The sequence below is a fragment of the Klebsiella michiganensis genome (assembly GCF_015139575.1).
GTDB classification, from domain to species: Bacteria; Pseudomonadota; Gammaproteobacteria; order Enterobacterales; family Enterobacteriaceae; genus Klebsiella; species Klebsiella michiganensis.
Genome location: NZ_AP022547.1, coordinates 674,973 through 697,550, shown reverse-complemented (window position 1 = coordinate 697,550; position 22,578 = coordinate 674,973). Strand labels below are relative to the sequence as shown.

17 protein-coding genes are annotated in these 22,578 nt (G+C 58.9%); 10 read left to right on the top strand and 7 right to left on the bottom strand.

The genetic code is table 11. From position 1 onward, the window contains the following. Positions 1-167 precede the first annotated feature (167 nt). A complete protein-coding gene (gene ygjG / locus JLG71_RS03360; RefSeq protein ID WP_004854393.1) occupies positions 168-1,547 on the top strand; it encodes a putrescine aminotransferase in 1,380 nt (459 codons plus the stop codon). A 37-nt stretch (positions 1,548-1,584) separates the two neighbouring features. Here ygjG and JLG71_RS03355 read toward each other — a convergent pair whose 3' ends face one another. Beyond that, complete coding sequence (locus JLG71_RS03355; RefSeq protein ID WP_014226909.1) at positions 1,585-1,917, bottom strand: tRNA-binding protein; 333 nt, start codon at positions 1,915-1,917, stop codon at positions 1,585-1,587. Between the two features lie 219 nt (positions 1,918-2,136). On the opposite strand from JLG71_RS03355, the gene ebgR reads away from it, so the two are divergent. The 7 genes from ebgR to ygjK all read left to right on the top strand — a co-directional run bounded on the left by ebgR (position 2,137) and on the right by ygjK (position 13,952). Beyond that, on the top strand, positions 2,137-3,120 hold the full coding sequence (ebgR, locus tag JLG71_RS03350) for a transcriptional regulator EbgR (protein WP_032720237.1): 984 nt from the start codon (positions 2,137-2,139) through the stop codon (positions 3,118-3,120). Between the two features lie 634 nt (positions 3,121-3,754). Next, entirely contained in the window at positions 3,755-6,847 is a 3,093-nt protein-coding gene (ebgA, locus tag JLG71_RS03345) for a beta-galactosidase subunit alpha (protein ID WP_200913972.1), read from the top strand. Further along, positions 6,844-7,293: a beta-galactosidase subunit beta gene (locus tag JLG71_RS03340; RefSeq protein ID WP_014226912.1), complete on the top strand. Its 450-nt coding sequence runs from the start codon at positions 6,844-6,846 to the stop codon at positions 7,291-7,293. The genes ebgA and JLG71_RS03340 overlap by 4 nt, the downstream gene beginning before the upstream one ends. A gap of 93 nt (positions 7,294-7,386) precedes the next feature. Further along, positions 7,387-8,820: an amino acid permease gene (locus JLG71_RS03335; protein ID WP_014226913.1), complete on the top strand. Its 1,434-nt coding sequence runs from the start codon at positions 7,387-7,389 to the stop codon at positions 8,818-8,820. A 227-nt stretch (positions 8,821-9,047) separates the two neighbouring features. Continuing rightward, on the top strand, positions 9,048-10,481 hold the full coding sequence (locus JLG71_RS03330) for an amino acid permease (RefSeq protein WP_154905612.1): 1,434 nt from the start codon (positions 9,048-9,050) through the stop codon (positions 10,479-10,481). A 46-nt stretch (positions 10,482-10,527) separates the two neighbouring features. Beyond that, the gene (gene ygjJ, locus JLG71_RS03325; RefSeq protein ID WP_200913971.1) at positions 10,528-11,586 is read left to right on the top strand and encodes a protein YgjJ; all 1,059 of its coding nucleotides are present in this window, start codon (positions 10,528-10,530) and stop codon (positions 11,584-11,586) included. A 17-nt stretch (positions 11,587-11,603) separates the two neighbouring features. Continuing rightward, positions 11,604-13,952, top strand: coding sequence for an alpha-glucosidase (gene ygjK / locus JLG71_RS03320; RefSeq protein WP_025108304.1), 2,349 nt, complete (start codon positions 11,604-11,606; stop codon positions 13,950-13,952). A gap of 39 nt (positions 13,953-13,991) precedes the next feature. On the opposite strand, the gene lsrG is transcribed toward ygjK, so the two are convergent. The 6 genes from lsrG to lsrA are packed head-to-tail and all read right to left on the bottom strand — an operon-like array spanning position 13,992 to position 19,698. Beyond that, on the bottom strand, positions 13,992-14,288 hold the full coding sequence (gene lsrG / locus JLG71_RS03315) for a (4S)-4-hydroxy-5-phosphonooxypentane-2,3-dione isomerase (protein ID WP_004854408.1): 297 nt from the start codon (positions 14,286-14,288) through the stop codon (positions 13,992-13,994). Next, positions 14,285-15,172 (bottom strand): 3-hydroxy-5-phosphonooxypentane-2,4-dione thiolase, encoded by an 888-nt coding sequence (gene lsrF / locus JLG71_RS03310; protein WP_004125444.1) that lies wholly within the window; start codon positions 15,170-15,172, stop codon positions 14,285-14,287. Before lsrF ends, lsrG begins: the two co-directional genes overlap by 4 nt. Positions 15,173-15,183: 11 nt before the next feature. Beyond that, a complete protein-coding gene (gene lsrB / locus JLG71_RS03305; RefSeq protein WP_025108305.1) occupies positions 15,184-16,185 on the bottom strand; it encodes an autoinducer 2 ABC transporter substrate-binding protein LsrB in 1,002 nt (333 codons plus the stop codon). Position 16,186: 1 nt separating this feature from the next. Further along, positions 16,187-17,179: an autoinducer 2 ABC transporter permease LsrD gene (gene lsrD, locus JLG71_RS03300; RefSeq protein WP_014226923.1), complete on the bottom strand. Its 993-nt coding sequence runs from the start codon at positions 17,177-17,179 to the stop codon at positions 16,187-16,189. Further along, positions 17,180-18,214, bottom strand: coding sequence for an autoinducer 2 ABC transporter permease LsrC (gene lsrC / locus JLG71_RS03295; protein ID WP_014226924.1), 1,035 nt, complete (start codon positions 18,212-18,214; stop codon positions 17,180-17,182). Then, positions 18,211-19,698 carry an autoinducer 2 ABC transporter ATP-binding protein LsrA gene (lsrA, locus tag JLG71_RS03290; protein ID WP_014226925.1) on the bottom strand — a complete coding sequence of 496 codons (1,488 nt, stop codon included), beginning with the start codon at positions 19,696-19,698 and terminating at the stop codon, positions 18,211-18,213. Before lsrA ends, lsrC begins: the two co-directional genes overlap by 4 nt. Positions 19,699-19,917: 219 nt before the next feature. Between lsrA and lsrR the strand changes: the two genes are divergently transcribed. Then, entirely contained in the window at positions 19,918-20,889 is a 972-nt protein-coding gene (gene lsrR / locus JLG71_RS03285; protein WP_004105944.1) for a transcriptional regulator LsrR, read from the top strand. Positions 20,890-20,926: 37 nt separating this feature from the next. Continuing rightward, positions 20,927-22,519, top strand: a complete 1,593-nt coding sequence (gene lsrK, locus JLG71_RS03280) for an autoinducer-2 kinase (RefSeq protein ID WP_200913970.1) — start codon at positions 20,927-20,929, stop codon at positions 22,517-22,519. Positions 22,520-22,578: the final 59 nt, after the last annotated feature.

Genomic DNA, 22,578 nt, shown 5'->3' with positions numbered 1-22,578 from the left:
CGCCTTCAGGAGTAAAACATGCCAATAATTTCGCGATAAGATTAAATTTTGCTCAACCGCAATTTCACGTTGCGTTTATCCCGATTTTCCTGGCCCGCGCCGAAGTGGCGTAATCCCTGCAATACTTAATTCAGTATCATGTGATACGCCCCGCCCAGGAGCATATTTTGAACAGGTTACCTTCCAGCGCATCGGCTCTGGCCTGCAGCGCACACGCACTGAATCTCATTGAGAAGCGAACGCTCGATCATGAGGAGATGAAATCACTTAACCAGGAGGTCAGGGAATACTTTAAAGAGCATGTGAACCCGGGGTTTTTAGCGTATCGAAAATCGGTCACTGCTGGCGGGGATTACGGAGCCGTAGAGTGGCAAGCGGGAGGGTTAAATACGCTTGTCGACACTCAGGGACAGGAGTTTATCGACTGCCTGGGTGGGTTTGGGATTTTTAATGTAGGGCACCGTAATCCAGTTGTCGTTTCCGCCGTCGAAAATCAGCTCGCTAAACAACCCCTTCATAGTCAGGAACTGCTGGACCCGCTGCGGGCCATGCTGGCTAAAACCCTGGCGGCCTTAACGCCGGGCAAACTGAAATACAGCTTCTTTAGCAACAGCGGTACCGAATCGGTCGAAGCGGCGTTAAAGCTGGCGAAGGCTTATCAGTCTCCGCGCGGCAAGTTTACCTTCGTCGCCACCAGCGGCGCGTTTCACGGTAAGTCGCTGGGCGCGCTTTCGGCCACCGCGAAATCGACTTTCCGTAAGCCTTTTATGCCGCTGCTGCCGGGATTCCGTCACGTGCCTTTTGGCGATATCAACGCGATGCGCACCCTGCTGAGCGAGTGCAAAAAGACCGGCGATGACGTCGCGGCGGTGATCCTTGAGCCTATTCAGGGCGAAGGCGGGGTGATTCTGCCGCCGCCGGGCTATCTGCCCGCGGTGCGCAAGCTGTGCGACGAGTTTGGCGCGCTGCTGATCCTCGATGAAGTGCAAACCGGCATGGGGCGCACCGGCAAGATGTTCGCCTGCGAGCATGAAAACGTCCAGCCGGACATTCTGTGCCTTGCCAAAGCGCTGGGCGGCGGCGTCATGCCGATTGGCGCAACGGTCGCCACCGAAGAGGTATTCTCGGTGCTGTTCGATAACCCGTTCCTGCATACCACCACGTTCGGCGGCAACCCGCTGGCCTGCGCGGCGGCGCTGGCGACCATCAACGTGTTGCTGACGCAAAACCTGCCCGCGCAGGCGGAGCAGAAAGGCGACATGCTGCTGGACGGCTTCCGTCAGCTAGCCCGCGAATATCCGGATCTGGTGAATGACGTGCGCGGCAAAGGTATGCTGATGGCCATTGAGTTTGTCGATAACGAAATCGGCTATGACTTTGCCAGCGAGATGTTCCGCCAGCGCGTACTGGTGGCAGGAACGCTCAACAACGCAAGAACGATCCGCATTGAACCGCCGCTGACGCTGACCCCTGAGCAGTGTGAACAGGTGCTAAAAGCGGCCCGCCTGGCGCTGGCGGCGCTGCGGGTTTCGGTGGAAGAGGCGTAGTGACCTGCCCTCTCCCTCACAGGGAGAGGGCATTGCGTTATACCACCCGCACGCCAGCAGGCATCGCCCTTTCCGGCGTAAGCAGTACGCTTTCGCTGCCATCGTCGGTTTCGGCGCAAAGCAGCATGCACTCCGAGGTTTCACCGCGCATTTTGGCTTTCGCCAGATTACACAGGACCACGACCGTTTTTCCCAGCAGCTCTTCTTCGCTGTAGTACGGCACGAGGCTGGTTACCGTCTGCAGCGTGCGATCGCCAACATCAATCCGGGCAATATAGAGCTTGTCGGCATTCTCATGTCGTTTTATCGCCACAATTTTTCCCGTACGCATTTCCAGTCTGGCAAAATCAGCATAAAGCACCGTTTCCATCTTGCACCTCTCAAGTAAAATTTTAGTAAAAGATAACAAATGTCGGCGAGGTTTCCGCATAATAGTGCGAAGAATGTTAGATTCATCACTCTTTTGCGCGGTGGAAACGCTGCAGCGGGGATGAATAATACGGCGGAAATTTACTGAAAAGAGATGCAGCTGCCCGCGCTTGCTTTACAATGGTTTGCGTCGATGGGGCAACGTCAGATAAGGAAAACAATGGCCACACTAAAAGATATCGCGACCGAAGCAGGAGTTTCACTGGCGACGGTTTCCCGCGTTTTAAACGACGACCCCACTCTGAACGTGAAAGAAGAGACAAAACATCGCATTCTTGAGGTGGCGGAAAAGCTGGAATATAAAAGTACCAGCTCGCGTAAGGCTCAGGTTCACACCGTCGGCCACCACCATATTCTGGCCATCTACAGCTACCAGCAGGATCTGGAAATCAACGATCCTTACTATCTGGCGATCCGCCACGGCATCGAAACGCAATGCGAAAAGCTCGGTATCGAGTTGACCAACTGCTACTTTAACAACGCGCTACCCGAGCTGAAAAAAGTGACCGGCGTTCTGATTGTCGGCCAGCCTTCGCGGGCGATTCGCGACGCCGCCACGGCGTTAACCGACAACGTCTGCTTTATTGATTTCCATGAACCCGGCAGCAGCTATGACGCCGTCGACATCGATCTGGTGCGCATCGCCAAAGAAGTTATCGACTTTTTTATCGCCCAGGGCGCGCGGCGCATCGGCTTTATTGGTGGCCAGGATGAGCCGGGTAAAGCCGACATCCGCGAAGTGGCCTTCGTCGAATATGGCCGCCTGAAGGGAGTGGTTTCGGAAGAAGATATCTGGCGCGGCGGGTTTTCCAGCTCCTCCGGCTATGAGCTGGCAAAAACGATGCTGGCAAAGGCGGATTTCCCCACCGCGCTGTTCGTCGCGTCAGACTCTATCGCCATCGGCGTGCTGCGCGCCATTCATGAACGCGGTCTCTCGATCCCGGAAGATATTTCGCTCATTAGCGTTAACGATATCCCCACCGCGCGTTTTACCTTTCCGCCGCTCTCCACGGTGCGCATTCATTCAGAAATGATGGGCAGCCAGGGCGTCAACCTGCTGGTTGAGAAAGCCCGCGATGGCCGCGCGCTGCCGCTAAACGTCTTTGTCCCCAGCGTGCTGAAGCTGCGCGGCACCACCCGCTAATCCCGTTTCTGACGCTAAATCCTCTGCGCTCTGCCCCCGGGGGCGGCGCTTGACGCGCCTTGCCCGGGCTACGGGTTCACCGCCGTCTGCAAAACAAGCCCGGACAGATGCGCCAGCATCGCCTCCGGGAAACTCCACCTCTCTGCGCTCTGCTCCCGGGGGCGGCGCTTGACGCGCCTTGCCCGGGCTACGGGTTCACCGCCGTCTGCCAAACGGTAGCCCGGACAGATGCGCCAGCATCGCCTCCGGGAAACTCCACCTCTCTGCGCTCTGCTCCCGGGGCGGCGCTTGACGCGCCTTGCCCGGGCTACGGGTTCACCGCCGTCTGCCAAACGGTAGCCCGGACAGATGCGCCAGCATCGCCTCCGGGAAACTCCACCTCTCTGCGCTCTGCTCCCGGGGGCGGCGCTTGACGCGCCTTGCCCGGGCTACGGGTTCACCGCCGTCTGCCAAACGGTAGCCCGGACAGATGCGCAGCATCGCCTCCGGGAATGTCCCCTTCCCGACGCTAACCGCAGGCGTCCGGTAACGCTCATTTTGTGATCGAGTTAAAGTAAATCGCTCCCGGCGGTTTTATTTAGTAAAAGCTTTACTAAAATAACCTCTATCCGTTTAGTCCGTTCAGGGAGGCGATATGAATCGCTGGGAAAATCTTCAACTCACTCATGAAAACCGGCTGCCTCCGCGCGCCTATTTCTTCTCTTACGATTCGCAGGCCCAGGCGCGAACCTTCGCCCGTGAAACCAGCAGCCGCTTTTTGTCCCTTAGCGGACAGTGGAACTTCTGCTTCTTTAACAACCCGCTGCGGGTGCCGGAAGCGTTCACCTCGCAATACATGAGCGACTGGGGGCCGATTACCGTACCGGGAATGTGGCAGATGGAAGGCCACGGCCAGCTACAGTACACCGACGAAGGCTTTCCTTTCCCGATTGACGTTCCCTACGTGCCGACCGACAACCCTACCGGCGCCTATCAGCGCATCTTTACCCTCAGCGAGGGCTGGCAGGGCCAGCAGACCCTGATTAAATTTGATGGCGTCGAAACCTATTTTGAAGTGTACGTTAACGGTCAGTACATCGGTTTCAGCAAAGGCAGCCGCCTGACGGCGGAGTTTGATATTAGTCACGCGGTAAAAATCGGCGACAACCTGCTTTGCGTGCGCGTCATGCAGTGGGCGGACTCCACCTATATAGAAGATCAGGATATGTGGTGGTCGGCGGGTATCTTCCGCGACGTGTATCTGATGGGCAAAAACCCGCTTCACGTCCAGGACTTCACTCTGCGCACCGATTTTAACGATGACTACGTCGACGCCACGCTCTCCTGCCAGCTGGTGCTGGAAAATCTCGCCGCGCAGCCGGGCGCAGCCACACTGGAATACGCGCTGTTCGACGGCGAAAAGGCGCTGTATGAAGGCGTAACGCCGCGCCTGAGCATCAGCCATCTGCTGAACGTCGACTTTGCGATCGACGTGAAGGCGCCGCAGCAGTGGTCGGCGGAAAATCCTTATCTCTATCACCTGGTGATGACGCTGAAAAACGCCGCCGGAGAGATTATCGAAGTTATCCCGCAGCGCGTCGGTCTTCGCGATATCAAAGTGCGCAACGGCCTGTTCTACATCAATAACCGCTACGTGATGCTGCACGGCGTTAACCGCCACGACAACGACCATCTGAAGGGGCGTGCCGTAGGGATGGACCGCGTTGAGAAAGATCTGCTGCTGATGAAGCAGCACAATATCAACTCGGTACGCACCGCCCACTACCCCAATGACCCGCGTTTCTATGAGATGTGCGACATTTACGGTCTGTTCGTGATGGCGGAAACCGATGTCGAATCCCACGGCTTCGCCAACGTCGGCAATCTGAGCGCCATCACCGATGATCCGGCATGGGAGCATATATACGTCGAACGAATCGTGCGCCACATTCACGCGCAGAAAAACCATCCGTCGATCATTATCTGGTCGCTGGGTAACGAGTCCGGCTATGGCTGCAACATTCGGGCGATGTATCACGCCGCAAAAGCGATCGACGATACCCGGCTGGTGCATTACGAAGAGGATCGCGACGCGGAGGTGGTGGATATCATCTCCACCATGTATACCCGCGTGCCGCTGATGAACGAATTCGGGGAATATCCGCATGCCAAACCGCGGATTATCTGCGAATACGCCCATGCCATGGGCAACGGTCCCGGCGGGCTGAGCGAATACCAGAACGTGTTCTATCAGCATGACAGTATTCAGGGCCACTACGTATGGGAGTGGTGCGATCACGGAATCCAGGCCACCGACGACAGCGGTGCGGTATGGTACAAATTCGGCGGCGACTACGGCGACTATCCCAATAACTACAACTTCTGCCTCGACGGGCTGATTTTCTCCGACCAGACGCCTGGACCCGGGCTCAGAGAGTACAAGCAGGTTATCGCCCCGGTAAAAGTTCAGGCGATCGACATCGCCCGCGGCGAACTGCGCATCGATAATAAGCTCTGGTTCTCGACCCTCGATGACTACACCCTGCGCGTGGAAGTGCGCGCCGAAGGGACTACGCTTGCCAGCCAGCAGCTTAAGGTGCGCGATCTTGCGCCAAACAGCGGCCGCGATATCACTATCGACCTGCCGGAGCTGGACGATCGCGAAACCTTCGTCAACATCATGGTAACCAAAGATTCCCGTACGCCGTACAGCGAGGCCAACTATCCGATCGCCGTTTACCAGTTCCGGCTAAAAGAACAGACGGCAACGAAATCGCCGCTGATAAATGCCAGCGCAACCCCGCTACGGATAGCTGATGAACGACTGAGCTACAGCATCACCGGGCATAACTTCCGCGTGGTCTTCTCTAAAATCAGCGGCAAACTGAGCGAATGGCAGGTGAACGGCGTAGACCAGGTGACCCGTGAGCCGAAGATTAACTTCTTCAAGCCAATGATTGATAACCACAAGCAGGAATACGAGGGGCTGTGGCAGCCCAATCATCTGCAAATCATGCAGGAGCATCTGCGCGAATTCAGCGCCGAGCAGCGCGGCGATACGGTGATTATCACCGCCCGCAGCATCATCGCCCCGCCGGTTTTCGATTTCGGCATGCGCTGCACCTATCGCTGGCAGATTACCCCGCAGGGCCATATTAACGTTGAGCTTGCGGGCGAACGTTACGGCGACTATCCGCACATCGTGCCGTGCATCGGTTTTATGCTGGGCATTAACGGCCAGTTTGAACAGGTGGATTACTACGGTCGCGGTCCCGGCGAAAACTACGCCGACAGCCAGCAGAGCAACATCATTGACCTCTGGCGCACCACCGTGGACGACATGTTCGTGAACTATCCGTTCCCACAGAACAACGGCAACCGCCAGCACGTCCGCTGGGCCGCGTTTACCGACCGTCACGGCAGCGGTCTGATGGTGGTCCCGCGCGATCCGCTCAACATCAGCGCCTGGCACTATACGGCGGAGAATCTGCACGCCGCGCAGCACTGTAACGAACTGCGTCGCAGCGATGACATCACCCTGAATATCGACGCCCAACTGCTCGGCCTGGGCTCTAACTCCTGGGGGAGCGAGGTGCTGGATAGCTGGCGGGTGTGGCTCAAACCGTTCAACTATGGCTTTACGCTGCTGCCGCTGGAAGGCGGGAGCGCTTCCTCGCAGACGCTGGCGAATCATAGCTTTGGCGCCGGTTTCTTTTCCTCCGATTCACACAGCGAGGCTGAAAAATGAGAATTCTCGATAACTTAGAACAGTTTAAGCAAATTTATCACAGTGGGCGTAAATGGCAGCGCTGCGTAGAAGCGATTAATAACATCGACAATATTCGGCCCGGGGTAGCCCACTCTATCGGCGATTCGCTCTCCTATCGCGTGGCAAGCGACAGCACCACGGATGCGCTGTTCGTTGGCAACCGCCGCTATTTCGAGGTGCATTACTACCTTCAGGGTCAGCAAAAAATTGAGTTTGCCGCCAAAGAGCAGCTGCAGACCGTGGCCTGCTATCGCGATGAAACCGACCGTGAATATTTGAAAGGCATTGGTGAAACCGTGCAGGTTCACGAAGGACAAATGGTGATTTGCGACACCCATGAAGCCTATCGCTTTATCTGCGACTCGCCGGTCAAAAAGGTGGTGCTCAGAGTAACTATCGAAGACGGCTACTTCCTGAATAAGTAAGCCCGCGTAAAGCAAGATGAGGCCAGCGGATCGACTCGCTGGCCTTCCCGGCCCTAACCCTCAATGCGGGCCAGATAATTTTTCGGAGGACTTATGTCCGAATCAGTTCGTGCCAAAATAGGTAAATTCGCCCTGCTGTCGATGGCGTTTGCCGCCGTATTTAACGTACGAAATATTGTTAATAACAACATCGAGTTAGGGCTCAGCTCCGCCCCTATCTTTCTGTTTGCGACGGTGGTCTATTTTATTCCGTTTGTGTTTATCATCGCCGAATTCGTGTCAGCGAATAAGAATTCCGAATCAGGTATGTACGCCTGGCTGAAGCAGCCTTTAGGTACCCGCGCGGCCTATCTCGGCTCGTTCCTGTACTGGTTTGTGAACCTGTTCTTTTTCCTGTCGCTGCTGCCGAACGTGGTGGCCTACGCCTCGTACGCCATTATGGGTTACGCCATTCCTTTCTCGCCGATGGTCACGTCGCTGATCTCTATCGTCCTGTTCGCCATGGCCACCCACATTTCCACTAAAGGCGCGACCTGGCTGGGGAAAATCTCCGAATGCGTGGCGTATGGCGTCTTCGCGCTCTTTGCGATTTACGTGGTCGGCGCTTTTACCGCGCTGGGCGCGGGCCATGTCCCCGCGCAGCCGATTACGCTGCACGCCATGGCGCCTACCATCAACTGGGCGACGCTGGGGATCATGTGCTGGATTTTCCAGGCGGCAGGCGGGGCTGAAACCGTCGCCGCGTACCTGAACGACACCAAAGGTGGGCAGAAATCGTTTATTAAAGTCATCATCACCGCCGGGATCCTGATTGGCGGCATGTACGCGCTGGGCTCTTTGCTGGTCAACGTCTTTGTGGCACGTGAAGATCTGACCTATGCGGCCGGCATGGTGGAAATCTTCACCGGCCTCGGCGCCTATTTCCATATTTCAGAAGCGCTGATGGGCCGCTTCGTCGGCATCATTCTGTTTATCGCCATTTTCGGCAGCATGATGATGTGGACCGCCGCACCGGTAAAAATTCACTTCTCTGAAATTCCTGCCGGCATCTATGGCAAAAAAACCACCGAGCTGAACGTCCACGGCGTGCCGGTGCGCGCCGCCTGGTGGCAATTTGTCTTCGTCTTTCTGATGCTCATCGTGAACGGTTTCGGCTCCGCCAGCGTTCAGCAAATGATGAACACCGCTATCAACCTGACCGCGGGTACCGCGATGCTACCGCCGCTGTTTATCATGGCCGCCTACTTTGTTTTCCGCTGGAAACACGACGACACGCCGCGCGACTTCCGCATGGGGTCACGAAAGGTTGGGATGGCCGTGGTGTCGATGCTGATGGTGATTTTCCTGGTCAGCATGACCGCCTCGGCTTTCCCGCCGGGGGTCGATCTGGTGAATGCCTTCTTCATTAACGTCTTTATGACCGCAGTCTTCTCCGGACTCGCGTGGTGGTGGATAACCCGCTTTGAGAAAAAACAGCGCAAGAGCCAACCATCGGTGCTGAAATCAGCGGTAAATCCGGTGAAATAAGCGACCGTTCCTCCCGCCAGCGTTAAATCGTCTGGCGGTTTTTTTTACCCGCCAGCCAGGATCTCGCGCTCAACCATTTTCGTGATCGAGTTAAAGCAATTCATTTTTACCGCTTTTATTTACTAAAATTTTTACTAAAATTAACCGCAATACTTAACTACCTCTACCCTACAAACAACACAATCCCCTTCGGCCATTCTCTGAAGGACAATGTGTGGAGATGTGTTATGTCTGATATCAAACGTAATACCATCGGCAAGTTCGGCCTGCTGTCGCTGACCTTCGCCGCCGTCTTCAGTTTTAACAACGTGATCAATAACAATATTGAGCTGGGGCTGGCGTCGGCACCCATGTTCTTCCTCGCAACCCTGCTCTACTTCGTTCCTTTCTGCCTGATCATCGCGGAATTCGTTTCGCTGAATAAAAACTCCGAAGCGGGGGTTTATGCGTGGGTAAAAAGCTCCCTCGGCGGGCGCTGGGCCTTTATTACCGCCTACACCTACTGGTTCGTGAATCTGTTCTTTTTCACCTCGCTGCTGCCGAGAGTCATCGCGTATGCCTCCTACGCCTTCCTCGGCTACGAGTACATTCTGACGCCCGTCGCCACCACGATGTTGAGCATGGCGCTGTTCGCCCTGTCGACCTGGGTGTCCACCAACGGCGCAAAAATGCTGGGTCCTATTACCTCGGTGACCTCGTCGTTAATGCTGCTGCTGACGCTCTCCTACATTCTGCTTTCCGGCAGCGCGCTGGTAGGCGGTATTCAGCCAGCGGATCCGATTACCGTGGACGCAATGATCCCGAACTTTAACTGGGCGTTCCTCGGCATCACCACCTGGATCTTTATGGCGGCCGGCGGGGCGGAGTCCGTCGCGGTGTACGTCAATGACGTGAAAGGCGGATCGAAATCATTCGTTAAGGTCATTATCCTCGCCGGGATCGTGATTGGCGTGCTGTACTCCATTTCCTCGGTGCTGATTAACGTGTTTATCAGCAGTAAAGCGCTGAAATATACCGGCGGATCGGTACAGGTCTTCCACGGCATGGCGGTCTGGTTTGGCCTGCCGGAAATCGTGGTCAACCGTTTTGTCGGCCTGGTCTCCTTTACCGCCATGTTTGGTTCGTTATTAATGTGGACCGCGACGCCGGTCAAAATCTTTTTCTCCGAAATCCCGGCCGGCATATTTGGTAAAAAAACCGTCGAGCTCAATCAAAACGGCGTACCGGCGCGCGCGGCGTGGATCCAGTTCCTGATTGTGATTCCGCTGATGATTATCCCGATGATGGGCTCCAGTACCGTGCAGGATTTAATGAACACCATCATCAACATGACCGCCGCCGCCTCGATGCTGCCGCCGCTGTTTATCATGCTGGCGTATCTCAACCTGCGCCGCAGGCTCGATCATCTGCCGCGCGATTTTAAAATGGGCTCACGCACCACCGGTATTACGGTGGTCTCGATGCTGATTGTTATTTTCGCTATCGGCTTCGTCGCCTCAACCTTTCCCACCGGCGGCAATATTCTGACCATTATTTTCTATAACGTCGGCGGCATTGTTATCTTCCTCGGATTTGCGTGGTGGAAATACAGCAAATACGTGAAGGGATTAACGGTAGAAGAAAAAAGAATTGAAGCGGCGCCGGCTTCGGACGCGTCATAAGCCATTTTCCCTAAAATAATAAATTACAATATCTCTTAATAATGCGATGAAAAAGAATAACTTGATTTACGGGGCGCTTGCCGCCCTGGCCTTGTGCACACCTGCCGTAGCGGCTGATGTTGCTCACCCGGCGGAACATGATGATATGAAAACGCCTCAACTGAGCGCCACTTCCTATCGTTTTTACGGTGAACTGGGGGTCGGCGGATATATGGATTTAGAAGGTGAGGATAAACATAAATATAGCGATGGCACCTATATTGAAGGCGGGCTGGAAATAAAGCACGGCAGCTGGTTTGGCTTAATTTATGGCGAAGGCTGGACGGTCCAGGCCGATCGTCAGGGGAATGCCTGGGTACCGGACCACGGCTGGGGCGGATTTGAAGGTGGAATAAACCGCCTCTACGGCGGATATAAAACCGATAGCAGCACCGAGATTATGCTCAGCCTGCGCCAGGATTCATCGCTCGACGATCTGCAGTGGTGGGGCGATTTCACACCCGACCTCGGCTACGTGATCCCCAATACGCGCGATATTATGTACGCGCTCAAGGTGCAGAACCTGGCGGGAGATTTTCGCTACAGCGTGACCGCCACGCCCGCCGGGCACCACGATGAAAGCAAAGCGTGGCTCCATTTCGGCAAATACGACCGCTACGACGATAAATATACCTACCCGGCGATGGTCAACGGCTACGTCCAGTACGATATTGCCGAAAAGGTCACCTGGATGAACGATCTTGAGCTAACCGACGGTACCGGTCAGCTCTTGTTAACCGGTATTCTCACCCCCAACCTCGCCGCCCGCGCCTGGCACCATACCGGGCGCGCCAGGGGGCAAAACGTGCCGGGAACGGAGACCGGCTTTATGGCCAGCGCCATGTATGAAGCGCTCAAGGGCGTGTATCTCTCTACCGCCTATAGCTACGCCAAACACCGCCCGGATCGCGCCGCCGAGGAAACCACCTCGTTTATGCAGTTCGGCATCTGGTACGAATACGGCGGCGGACGGTTCGCGACCGCCGCGGACAGCCGCTTCTACATGAAAAACGCCTCCGGAGACCCGAGCGACCAGGTTTTCCTGATGCAATATTTCTATTGGTAAAAAGGGATATCAATACCGTGAAAATCATCACCACTCTGACGCCGCTGGCCTGCGCCCTGCTGCTAAGCTTTTCCGCCCACGCGCTGACCGCGGATGACTTTAAAAATGTTATCAACCGCAGCGGCGCGCCGCAGGCGATGCAGGATTTCGATGGCGACGACCACCAGCGTTTCAACCCGTTTTTCGATTTGGGCGCATGGCATGGGCATCTGCTGCCGGACGGTCCGGCCACCATGGGCAGCTTTCCGGGGCCCGCGCTGCTCACCGAGGAGTACATCAACTTTATGGCGACCCATTTCGATCGCCTGACGGTGTACCAGAACGGCAAAAAAGTCGCCTTCACCATGCAGGCCTGGAGCCTGCCCGGGGCGCTGGTGCAAACGCTCTCCGCGCCCGGCGTACAGATCGAGATGACCCTGCGTTTTGCCAGCGCGCACACGTCTTTACTGGAGACTAAAATCACCAGCAGCGGTCCGCTTAAGCTGGTCTGGGACGGCGAGCTGCTGGAGACGCTCTCCGCCAAAGAGGGGAAACCGCAGTCAACGCAAACCATCGACCAGGCCTTCCCGGACTATCAGCGCCGCCTGAGCGCGACCCACGACGGACTGACGGTCAGCTTCGGTAAAGTCCGTTCCGCATCGGATTTAATGACCTCCGGCGAATCGCAGTATCAGATCCATCGCTCCCTGCCGACGGTCACCCAAATCGATGGCCATCGATTCACCAGTAGCGCGCAAATCAACGGCTCGACCACGCTCTATACCACCTACTCGCACCTGCTGAACGCCGAGCAGGTGCGCCTTGAGAAAGCGCAAATCCGCGATATTCTGGCGCGACCGGCGCACTATCTGCGCGCTTCCGAGGCGCGCTGGAACGGCTATCTGCAAAAGGGGCTGACCAATCCTGATGCCACGGCGCAGCAAACCCGGGTGGCGGTGAAAGCGATCGAAACCCTTAACGGCAACTGGCGCGCGCCGGGCGGCGCCGTTAAGCACAACACCGTCACGCCGTCGGTAACCGGGCGCTGGTTCTCCGGCAACCAGACCTGGCCGTGGGATACCTGGAAGCAGGCCTACGCCATGGCCCACTTCAACCCGGAGATCGCGAAAGAGAACATCCGCGCCGTCTTCTCCTGGCAGATTGCCGCCGACGATAAAGTGCGGCCGCAGGATGCCGGGTTCATTCCGGATCTGATCGCCTGGAACCTGAGCCCGGAGCGCGGCGGCGACGGCAGCAACTGGAACGAGCGAAATACCAAACCGAGCCTGGCGGCCTGGTCGGTGATGGAAGTCTATAACGTCACGAAAGATAAAGCCTGGCTGGCGGAAATGTACCCGAAGCTGGTGGCCTACCATGACTGGTGGCTGCGCAACCGCGACCACAACGGTAACGGCGTGCCGGAGTACGGTGCGACCCGCGATAAAGCGCACAACACCGCCGATGGCGCGATGCTGTTTACCGTGAAAAAGGGCGATAAAGAACGGACGCTTTCCGGCCTGAAAACCTACGAGCAGGTGACGGCGAAGGGCGATTACGACAGCCTGGAGATCCCGGCACAGGTGGCCGCCTCCTGGGAGTCGGGGCGCGACGACGCGGCGGTCTTCGGCTTTATCGATAAAGATCAGCTGGATAAATACATCGCCGACGGCGGCAAACGCAGCGACTGGACGGTGAAATTTGCTGAAAACCGGGATAAAAGCGGCAATCTGCTCGGCTATTCGCTGCTGCAGGAGTCGGTCGATCAGGCCAGCTATATGTACAGCGACAACCACTATCTGGCGGAGATGGCGACCCTTCTCGGCAAGCCGGAGGAGGCAAAACGCTACCGGGCGCTGGCGCAAAAGCTCGCCGACTATATCAACACCTGCATGTTCGACCCGCAGAGCAAATTCTATTACGACATTCGCATTGAAGCACAGCCGCTGGCAAACGGCTGTGCCGGTAAGCCGATCGTCGAGCGTGGCAAAGGGCCGGAGGGCTGGTCGCCGCTGTTCAACGGCGCGGCCACTCAGGCGCATGCCGATGACGTCATTTCGGTGATGCTGGACAACAAAGAGTTCAATACTTTCGTACCGCTGGGTACCGCCGCATTAACGAATCCGGCGTTTGGCGCGGATATTTACTGGCGCGGCCGCGTGTGGGTGGACCAGTTCTGGTTCGGCCTGAAAGGGATGGAGCGCTACGGCCACCGCGAAGAGGCGCTGCAGCTGGCGGGCGCCTTCTTCAGGCACGCCCGGGGGTTAACCTCCGATGGCCCGATTCAGGAGAACTACAATCCGCTCACCGGCGCTCAGCAGGGCGCGCCGAACTTCTCCTGGAGCGCGGCGCATCTGTACATGCTGTATAACGAGTTTTTCCGTAAGTAGCTACGATGTCCCCTCACCCCGCCGGGGTGAGGGCTCGTCTTACACCTCCGGCAGCAGGCCGATAAAGCTGCGCTTCTGCCGCGGCTGCGACATCAGCGCCTCCAGCTTCGCCACGCAGGCCAGATAGTGCGGGGTTTTCTTGTGCGCCAGCACCGCGTCATCGTCGATATAGGCTTCATAGATAAAAAAGCGCGTCTTCACCTCCGGGTCCTGCAGGACGTCAAAGCGCAGATTGCCCGGCTCCTGCAGCGCCCCTTCGTGGTTGGCGCGGAATACCTCAAGAAACTCGTCGACCCGTTCCGGTTTGATATTGATTTCTACCAGCGTTACGTTCATTGCAGCTCTCCCTGTTTTTCCTCCTGCCAGAATTGATACGCCTCGCGGGCGCTCAGGTTCTCATGCACCACTTTTTTCACCGCCTTCAGCATCGCGCGCGGCGCGCTGGACTGGAAGATATTCCGCCCCATATCCACGCCGGAAGCCCCCTGGTCGATCGCCCGCCAGCACATCTCCAGCGCCTCCTGCTCCGGCAGCTTTTTGCCCCCGGCGATGACGATCGGCACCGGGCAGCTGGCGGTGACTTTCTCAAAGCCTTCCTCAACAAAGTAGGTTTTCACGAACTGCGCCCCCATTTCGGCGGCAATGCGGCTGGCCAGCGAGAAGTAGCGGGCATCGCGGGTCATCTCTTTGCCCACGCCGGTTACCGCCAGCACCGGCATACCGTAGCGGTTGCCGGCGTCCACCAGCTTGATAATGTTGTTGATCGACTGATGCTCATGCTCGCTGCCGATATAGACCTGCGCCGCCACCGCGCAGACGTTCAGGCGCAGCGCGTCCTCCATCGCCACCGCCACGCACTCGTTGGAAAGTTCGCTGAGGATCGAGTTGCCGCCGGAAGCGCGCAGCACCACCGGTTTGTTGGTCGCCGCCGGCACCTGACTGCGCAGCACGCCGCGGGTGCACATCAGCACGTCGGTCTCTTCGAACAACGGCGCAATAGAGAGATCGATACGCTCCAGCCCGGTGGTCGGCCCCTGAAAATAGCCGTGGTCGAACGCCAGCATCACCGTACGGTTGCTCTGCGGGTTGAAGATACGCGCCAGCCGCGACTGCATCCCCCACTCCAGCGACCCGCAGCCCTTCAGCGTATAGAGCGTATTCTGCTGCGGACGGTCTAAGCCGAAGTTTTTTCCCTCTTTGATATCGTCTAAATCAGCCATCTCATTCTCCATCAGAAATCGTAGTTATTGATATTCTCTTTGGTGAACACCACCCGCTCCGGCAGCAGCACGATGCCGTTGCCTTTCGCTTCATACTGATAGCCCTGTACGCTGTTGGGCTCGACTTTCAGGACGCCGAGATCTTTCACATCAACGCTGTCGCCGACGTTAAGATCGCCCTTTTTCAGCAGACGATCGGCGACGTTAACCGCGATCTTGCCCTGCTGCACCACGTCCCACAGGCCGAAGGCTTTTACCGTGCCGCGCTCCACGTAGGGGCGCATCACGTTCGGGGTACTAAAGCCGACAATCGCCACGCCCTGGCGCTTGAGGTTCTCTGCCGCCTGGGCGGCCGCCGGAAGCGCGTTGGCGTCCGGGGCGATAATGGCGTCGAGATCCGGGTACGCTTTTAAGATCCCCTCGGCGGTTTGCAGCGATTTAGTGGCGTCGTTATAGCCAAACTGCGTGGTCACCACTTCCCACTGCGGATGCGCTTTTTCGATTTTGGCCTTCGCCTCTTTTACCCACTGGTTCTGGTCGGTCACCGTCGGGCTGGAGTAGAAAAACGCCACTTTGGCGCCAGGCTTCGTCACCTGCTTTTCCGCCATCTCCACCAGCAGGCCGCCGAGCTGCTGCGGCGTCCCCTGGTTGATATAGATGCTGCGGCACTCTGGTTTGGTATCGGAGTCCCAGGTCAGGACCTTCACCCCGCGCTGCATCGCCCGCTTCAGCGCCGGGCACAGCCCGTCCGGCGATACGGCGGAGACGATAATCGCGTTGTAGCCCTGGTTGACGAAGTTGTTGATCAGCTGCACCTGGCCGGAGACGCTCGGTTCGGTCGGGCCGTCGTAGGTGACGTCCACGCCGAGCGCTTTGCCCGCCTCTTTCGCGCCGTTACCGCCGCTGGTAAAGAAGCCGACGCCAACCAGCTTAGGAATAAAGGCGATACGGTCCGCCGCCTGGGCCGATGCCATACCCAGCGCCATCGCCAGCACGATCAGTTTTGTTTTCATTTTATGCTCCGATTGTTTTACGCGAGAAAAGACGCCGCCAGCTCATCCGCACCCATTCACGGTGCAGGCTCAGCGAACGCCCCATCACCACCACAACCAACAGCGCCCCTGACAGCGCGCTCGACACCTGGTTGGGGATGCCGACCATTTGCAAACCTTGTTGTAAATAGCCCACCAGCAGCGCGGCCAGCGCCGTGCCGACGATCGAGCCGGAACCGCCGTAGATATTGGCCCCGCCGAGCACCGCGGCGGTCAGCGCCGGCATCAGCAGGTCGCGGCCTAAGTCCGAGCGCGCCGAGCCGAAATAGGAGACCATCACCAGCGCCGCTACCGCCGACGCCACGCCCACCAGGCCATACAGCGCGTAGGGCATCCCGTTAACGGAAAGCGCGGCGTAGCGCGCGGCGCGCGGGTTCTGACCGAGCAGAAAAAGGTGACGCCCAAAGCGCCCGCGGTGGGCCAGCAGCCAGAAGAAAAAGGTGATAACGGCGAACAGCACCAGCGGTATCGGCAGGCCGAACAGGGTCAGGTTGGCGAAGGCGGTAAAGCTATCCGGGAATCCGCCGATGCCTTCGTAGCCGGTTGCCCCGGCCATGCCAGAAAGCAGCAGCGCGCCGCCGCCGTAGAGGTAAAGGGTGCCGAGCGTAATCACCAGCGGGCTAATGCCGGTGTAATGAATCAGCGCCGCGTTCAGCAACCCGCACAGCAGGCCGAGCAGCAGCGTCAGGGGGATCGCGAGGCTCATGGGCCAGCCCGCCTGCATCATCACCCCCAGCGCGATGGCGCACAGGCCGATGGTGGAACCGAGCGAAATATCAATCCCGCCGCTGATAATTACCAGCGTCAGCGGCAGCGCCACGATGCCAATGCAGATAAAGTCGCTGGTGCTGAACAGCAGCATATTGAGATCCAGCATGCGCGGATTCAGGGCGCCAAACAGCAGGATCTCCAGCACCAGTAGCGCCAGCAGCGCGCTTTCCCAGTTGAGCTTCATTTACGCCACCTCTTTGTTTTTGCGTTCGGGAAACGGGGCCACGCGCTTGCCCCCTTTATTACCGGGCTGAAAGCGGCTGTACTTCAGTGCCCGCTGATGGCGGGCCAGCGCCTGACGCAGCCGCCCGTCGAGCACCAGTACGCCGAGCAGCACCAGGCCGGCGATGAAGTCGTTCCACCACGCCGGGAGACGGAACAGCACCAGCACGGTGTCAATTTGGGTGAGGAAGAAGGCGCCGAGAAAAGCGCCCAGCAGCGTGCCGGTACCGCCAAGCAGCGAGATCCCGCCGAGCACGCAGGCGGCGATGGCCTTCATCTCCAGGCCGCTGCCGGTCTGATTGGGCACAAAGCCAATCTGCGCGGCGAACACAATCCCGGCGCAGGCCGCCAGCATGCCGTTAAGGGTAAATGCCAGCATCCGCGTGCGGTTCACCGCCACCCCGAGCTGGCGGGCCGCGGCGAGGTTATCGCCGACGGCGTAAAAATCACGGCCAAAGGCGGTGCGCGACAGTATCCAGCCGCCTGCCAGCAGCAGCGCCAGCACCAGCCAGCCCAGCGGCGAAATACCGATGAACGCCGGTTCCGACAGCGCCTTCAGGCTATTCGGCAAGCCTTCAATCCACTTACCGCCGGTCCACAGCAGCATCACCCCGCGATAAAGCCCGAGGGTGCCGAGGGTGGCGACAATCGCCGGGATGCGCAGCCCCACCACCAGCAGGCCGTTAAAGGCGCCGGCCAGCGCGCCGATCGCCAGCGCGAAGGCGATGGCGGTCATCAGGCCATACCCGCTATTCAGCGCCACGCCTGTCGCGATAGCGCTCAGGCCGACGGTGGAGCCTACCGAAACGTCGATATTGCGAGTGAGCATCACCAGCGTTGCCCCCAGCGCCAGCAGGCAAAGGATTTGCGCGCTGGCAAAGATCATAGCCAGGGTTTGCAAACTGAAATAAGCCGGGTTGAGCGCCACCAGCCCGGCAAACAGCACCACGATGGCGAGAAAGGCGCTCAGTTCACGATTCTTTAATAACGTTTTCATGCCTGTCCTCCGAAGGCCAGGGTCATCATCCGGTCAACGCTGACCGCCTGCTGCGCCAGCTCGCCGCTCTGCCTGCCCTGATGCATCACCAGCACCCGATCGGCCAGGCCAACGAACTCGTCGAGATCGCTGGAGATCATCAATACCGCCACGTTCTGCGCGGCGACGCTTTTCAACAGCTGATAGATGTCGGCGCGGGCGGAAACGTCCACGCCGCGGGTCGGCTCATCGACGATCAGCAGCAGCGGGTTAGCCTCCAGGCAGCGCGCCAGCAGTACCTTCTGCTGGTTACCGCCGGAGAGCGTGCGCACCGGGCGATCGCCATCGGCCATTTTGATCCCCAGCGCCCGGTGATAGCGCTCCACCACCGCCGCTTCGCGCCTGTTCTGCTGCCACAGCGACGGCTGGTTAAACATCACCGTGTTCCAGCGCACCGGCGCATCGAGAAACAGCCCGGAAACCTGCCTGTCCTCCGGCAGATAGACCAGCCCGCAGGCCAGCCTGGCGCGCGTACTGTCGCGGCTGATATCGCGGTTTTCCAGCCATACCCGCCCGGCGCGCGCCGGTCGCAGACCGTAGAGCGTTTCGGCAAATTCGGTGCGCCCGGATCCGACCAGCCCGGCGAGGCCGACGATCTCCCCGGCGCGGATCTCCAGGTTGAGATCGATAAAACCTTCTCCGGTCAGATCTTCAACCCTAAGGACCGGGAAATCCTGCGCCTGAGTGCGGCGATTGCCCGGCAGCGCCAGCCACAGCTTTTGCGTGTCGCTCAGCGCACGATCGCGGCTGACGGGCGTCATTGCGCCGATCAGCTGATTGTCGCCGTAGTGCGCGGTTTCCCCGCTCAGCACCACCGCGCCGTCGCGCATCACCGAGACGTGGCTGGCGACCTGGCGGATCTCCGGCAGCTTGTGCGAGATAAACACGATCCCGACGCCGAGCGCCTGCAAAGAGCGGATCTGGCGAAACAGGCGCTCGGTTTCCCCCGGCGTCAATGAGGCGGTGGGTTCATCGAGGATCAGGATCTGCGCGTCGCGCATCAGCCCGCGCAGGATCTCCACCATTTGTTGGTCGGCGACTTCCAGGGTGCTGGCCGCCGCCTCAAGGTTAAGCTGGCAGCTAAGCTGCTGAAGCTTTTCCTGCAGGCGGGCCTCGGTATCCGCCCGCTTTGGCAGACGAAAAAGAATATTTTCCCGCACCGTCAGATTGGGGAATAACATCGGTTCCTGCGGCACCAGATACACGCCCTGCTGATGGGCCTGGGCGGGAGTAAGGCGCGCAAATGTACGTTCGCCGAGGATGAGCTCACCGCTGTCGGGGGTCTCTACCCCGGCGATAATCTTCATCAGCGTCGATTTTCCGGCGCCGTTACCGCCCATCAGCGCGTGCACCTGGCCGGAAAGCAGCGTGAAATCAATCTGCTTCAGCACGGTGACGCCGGAGAACTGTTTGCCGATTTGGCGAGCTTCAAGCAGTGGCTTCATCATCGCGCCTCATTTTGAACAAAAGATTTTTTAAATTAATAATGTTCAAAAGCGTAGACGGTGAACTATATTTACAACCGTGCAACGATCACAGTTTTATGCTTTCGATCGTTTGAAGAAAACCAGCGGACAACGAAAGATCCGTTTTGCCAGTCGGCTCACATTTTCCGACCGCGCAATAACGAACATATGATCTAAATTTTTATAAGAGTTCAATTTATGAGCGAAAAACGCATTACGGAAGAGAGCCGCTACGCCGGGCTGGCGTTAGCCGAGGAGGAGCTGGTGGCGCGGGTGGCGTGGTGTTACTACCACGACGGCCTGACGCAGAACGACATCGGCGAGCGTTTAGGGCTGCCGCGGTTAAAGATCTCCCGCCTGCTGGAGAAGGGCCGCCAGTCGGGGGTGATCCGCGTCCAGATTAATTCGCGCTATGAGGGCTGCCTGGCGCTGGAAACCGAACTTCAGCAGCGTTTCGGTCTGAAAATTGCCCGCGTGCTGCCGGCGCTGAATACCCCGCCGATGAACACCCGCCTGGGGATTGGCGCGGCGCAATCGTTAATGGGCGTGCTGGAGCCGGGACAGCTGCTGGCGGTGGGCTTTGGCGAAGCCACCATGAGCTGCCTGCAGCATCTGAGCGGGTTTATCGGCTCCCAGCAGGTTCGGCTGGTGACGCTTTCCGGCGGCGTGGGCCCGTATATGACCGGCATTGGCCAGCTGGATGCCGCCTGTAGCGTCAGTATGATCCCCGCGCCGCTGCGGGTGTCATCGGCGGATGTGGCGGAGATCCTGCGCCGGGAATCGAGCGTCCGCGACGTGATCCTCGCCGCGACGGCGGCGGATGCGGCGGTGGTAGGTATCGGCGCCATTGACCAGCGCCGGGACGCCACCATCCTGCGCTCCGGCTATATCAGCGAAGGCGAACAGCTGATGTACGCCCGCAAAGGCGCGGTCGGCGACATTTTAGGTTATTTCCTGCAGGCCGACGGCAAACCGGTTGAAGGGCTGGAGATCCATCGGGAACTGCTCGGCGTCACCCTTGATGAGCTGGCGCAGCTGCCGACCATCGTGGGCGTCGCCGGGGGCACAGAAAAAGCGCAGGCGATTTACGCGGCCCTTATCGGCAAGCGGATTAATGGCCTGGTAACGGAAGAGACAACAGCACGCGCGGTGCTGACGCTGGCCTCATAACGGCCCTGCGCCGCGCAACACGAGCGAGGCGCATGTCATGAGTTACCTGTTAGCGTTAGATGCCGGGACCGGCAGCATTCGGGCGGTCGTATTCGATCTCCAGGGCCGCCAGATGGCGGTCGGCCAGGCCGAATGGAAGCACCTGAGCGTGGACAATGTCCCCGGCTCGATGGAGTTCGACCTTGGCACCAACTGGCAACTGGCCTGCCAGTGTATCCGTCAGGCGCTGGCCGCCGCCCATCTCTCTGCGGCAGATATTCAGTCCGTGGCCTGCTGCTCGATGCGTGAAGGCATCGTGCTTTACGACCGCAACGGCGAGGCCATCTGGGCCTGCGCCAACGTTGACGCCCGCGCCAGCCGCGAGGTGGCGGAGCTCAAAGAGATCCACGACGACCGTTTTGAATCCGAAGTGTACGGCGTGTCCGGGCAGACCCTGGCACTGAGCGCCATGCCGCGCCTGCTGTGGCTGGCCCACCATCGCCCGGATATCTACCGCAAGGCGGCGACCATCACCATGATCAGCGACTGGCTGGCGGCGAAGCTCTCCGGCGAGCTGGCGGTCGACCCATCTAACGCCGGAACCACCGGCATGCTCGACCTGTTCAGCCGCGACTGGCGCCCGGCGCTGCTGGATATGGCCGGACTGCGGGCCGATATTCTCTCGCCGGTCAAAGAGACCGGCAGCGTACTGGGAGCGGTGACCGACGCAGCGGCGGCGCAAAGCGGGCTGCGCGCGGGCACGCCGGTGGTGATGGGCGGCGGCGACGTCCAGCTCGGCTGCCTGGGTCTCGGCGTGGTGCGCGCCGGGCAGACGGCGGTGCTCGGCGGCACTTTCTGGCAGCAGGTGGTTAATCTGCCGGAAGTCCGAACTGACCCGGAGATGAATATTCGCGTTAACCCGCACGTCATTCCCGGCATGGCGCAGGCGGAGTCCATCAGCTTCTTCACCGGCCTGACCATGCGCTGGTTCCGCGACGCGTTCTGCGCGGAAGAGAAGCTGATTGCCGGGCGCCTCGGCGTCGACGCCTACAGCCTGCTCGAAGAGATGGCCAGCCGCGTGCCGGCGGGTTCCCACGGGGTGATGCCGATCTTCTCTGACGCCATGCACTTTAAGCAGTGGTACCACGCCGCGCCGTCGTTTATTAACCTCTCCATCGACCCGGAAAAATGCAATAAGGCCACCCTCTTCCGCGCGCTGGAAGAGAACGCGGCGATTGTCTCTGCCTGTAATCTGGCGCAAATTTCGCAGTTTTCCGGCGTGCAGTTTGACAGCCTGGTCTTTGCGGGCGGGGGCTCAAAAGGCGCGCTGTGGAGCCAGATCCTCAGCGATGTCACCGGCCTCCCGGTGCGGGTGCCGGAGGTCCGCGAGGCGACGGCGCTGGGCTGCGCGATCGCCGCCGGCACCGGCGCCGGGCTGTACGGCGATATGGCGGCGACGGGCGAGAAGCTGGTGAGCTGGCACCGGGAATTTACGCCCAATCCGGCGCATCGCGAGCTGTATCACGAGATGATGATCAAATGGCAGTCGGTGTACGCCGAGCAGCTCGGTCTGGTGGACAGCGGATTAACGACCTCGATGTGGCAGGCGCCGGGGCTGACGCGCCGTGCCCCTGTTGCCCCCTCACCCTAAGCCTCTCCCCTACAGGAGAAGAAACCGTCCGGGCATAACTGGCCCCAGCGCCATTCCGC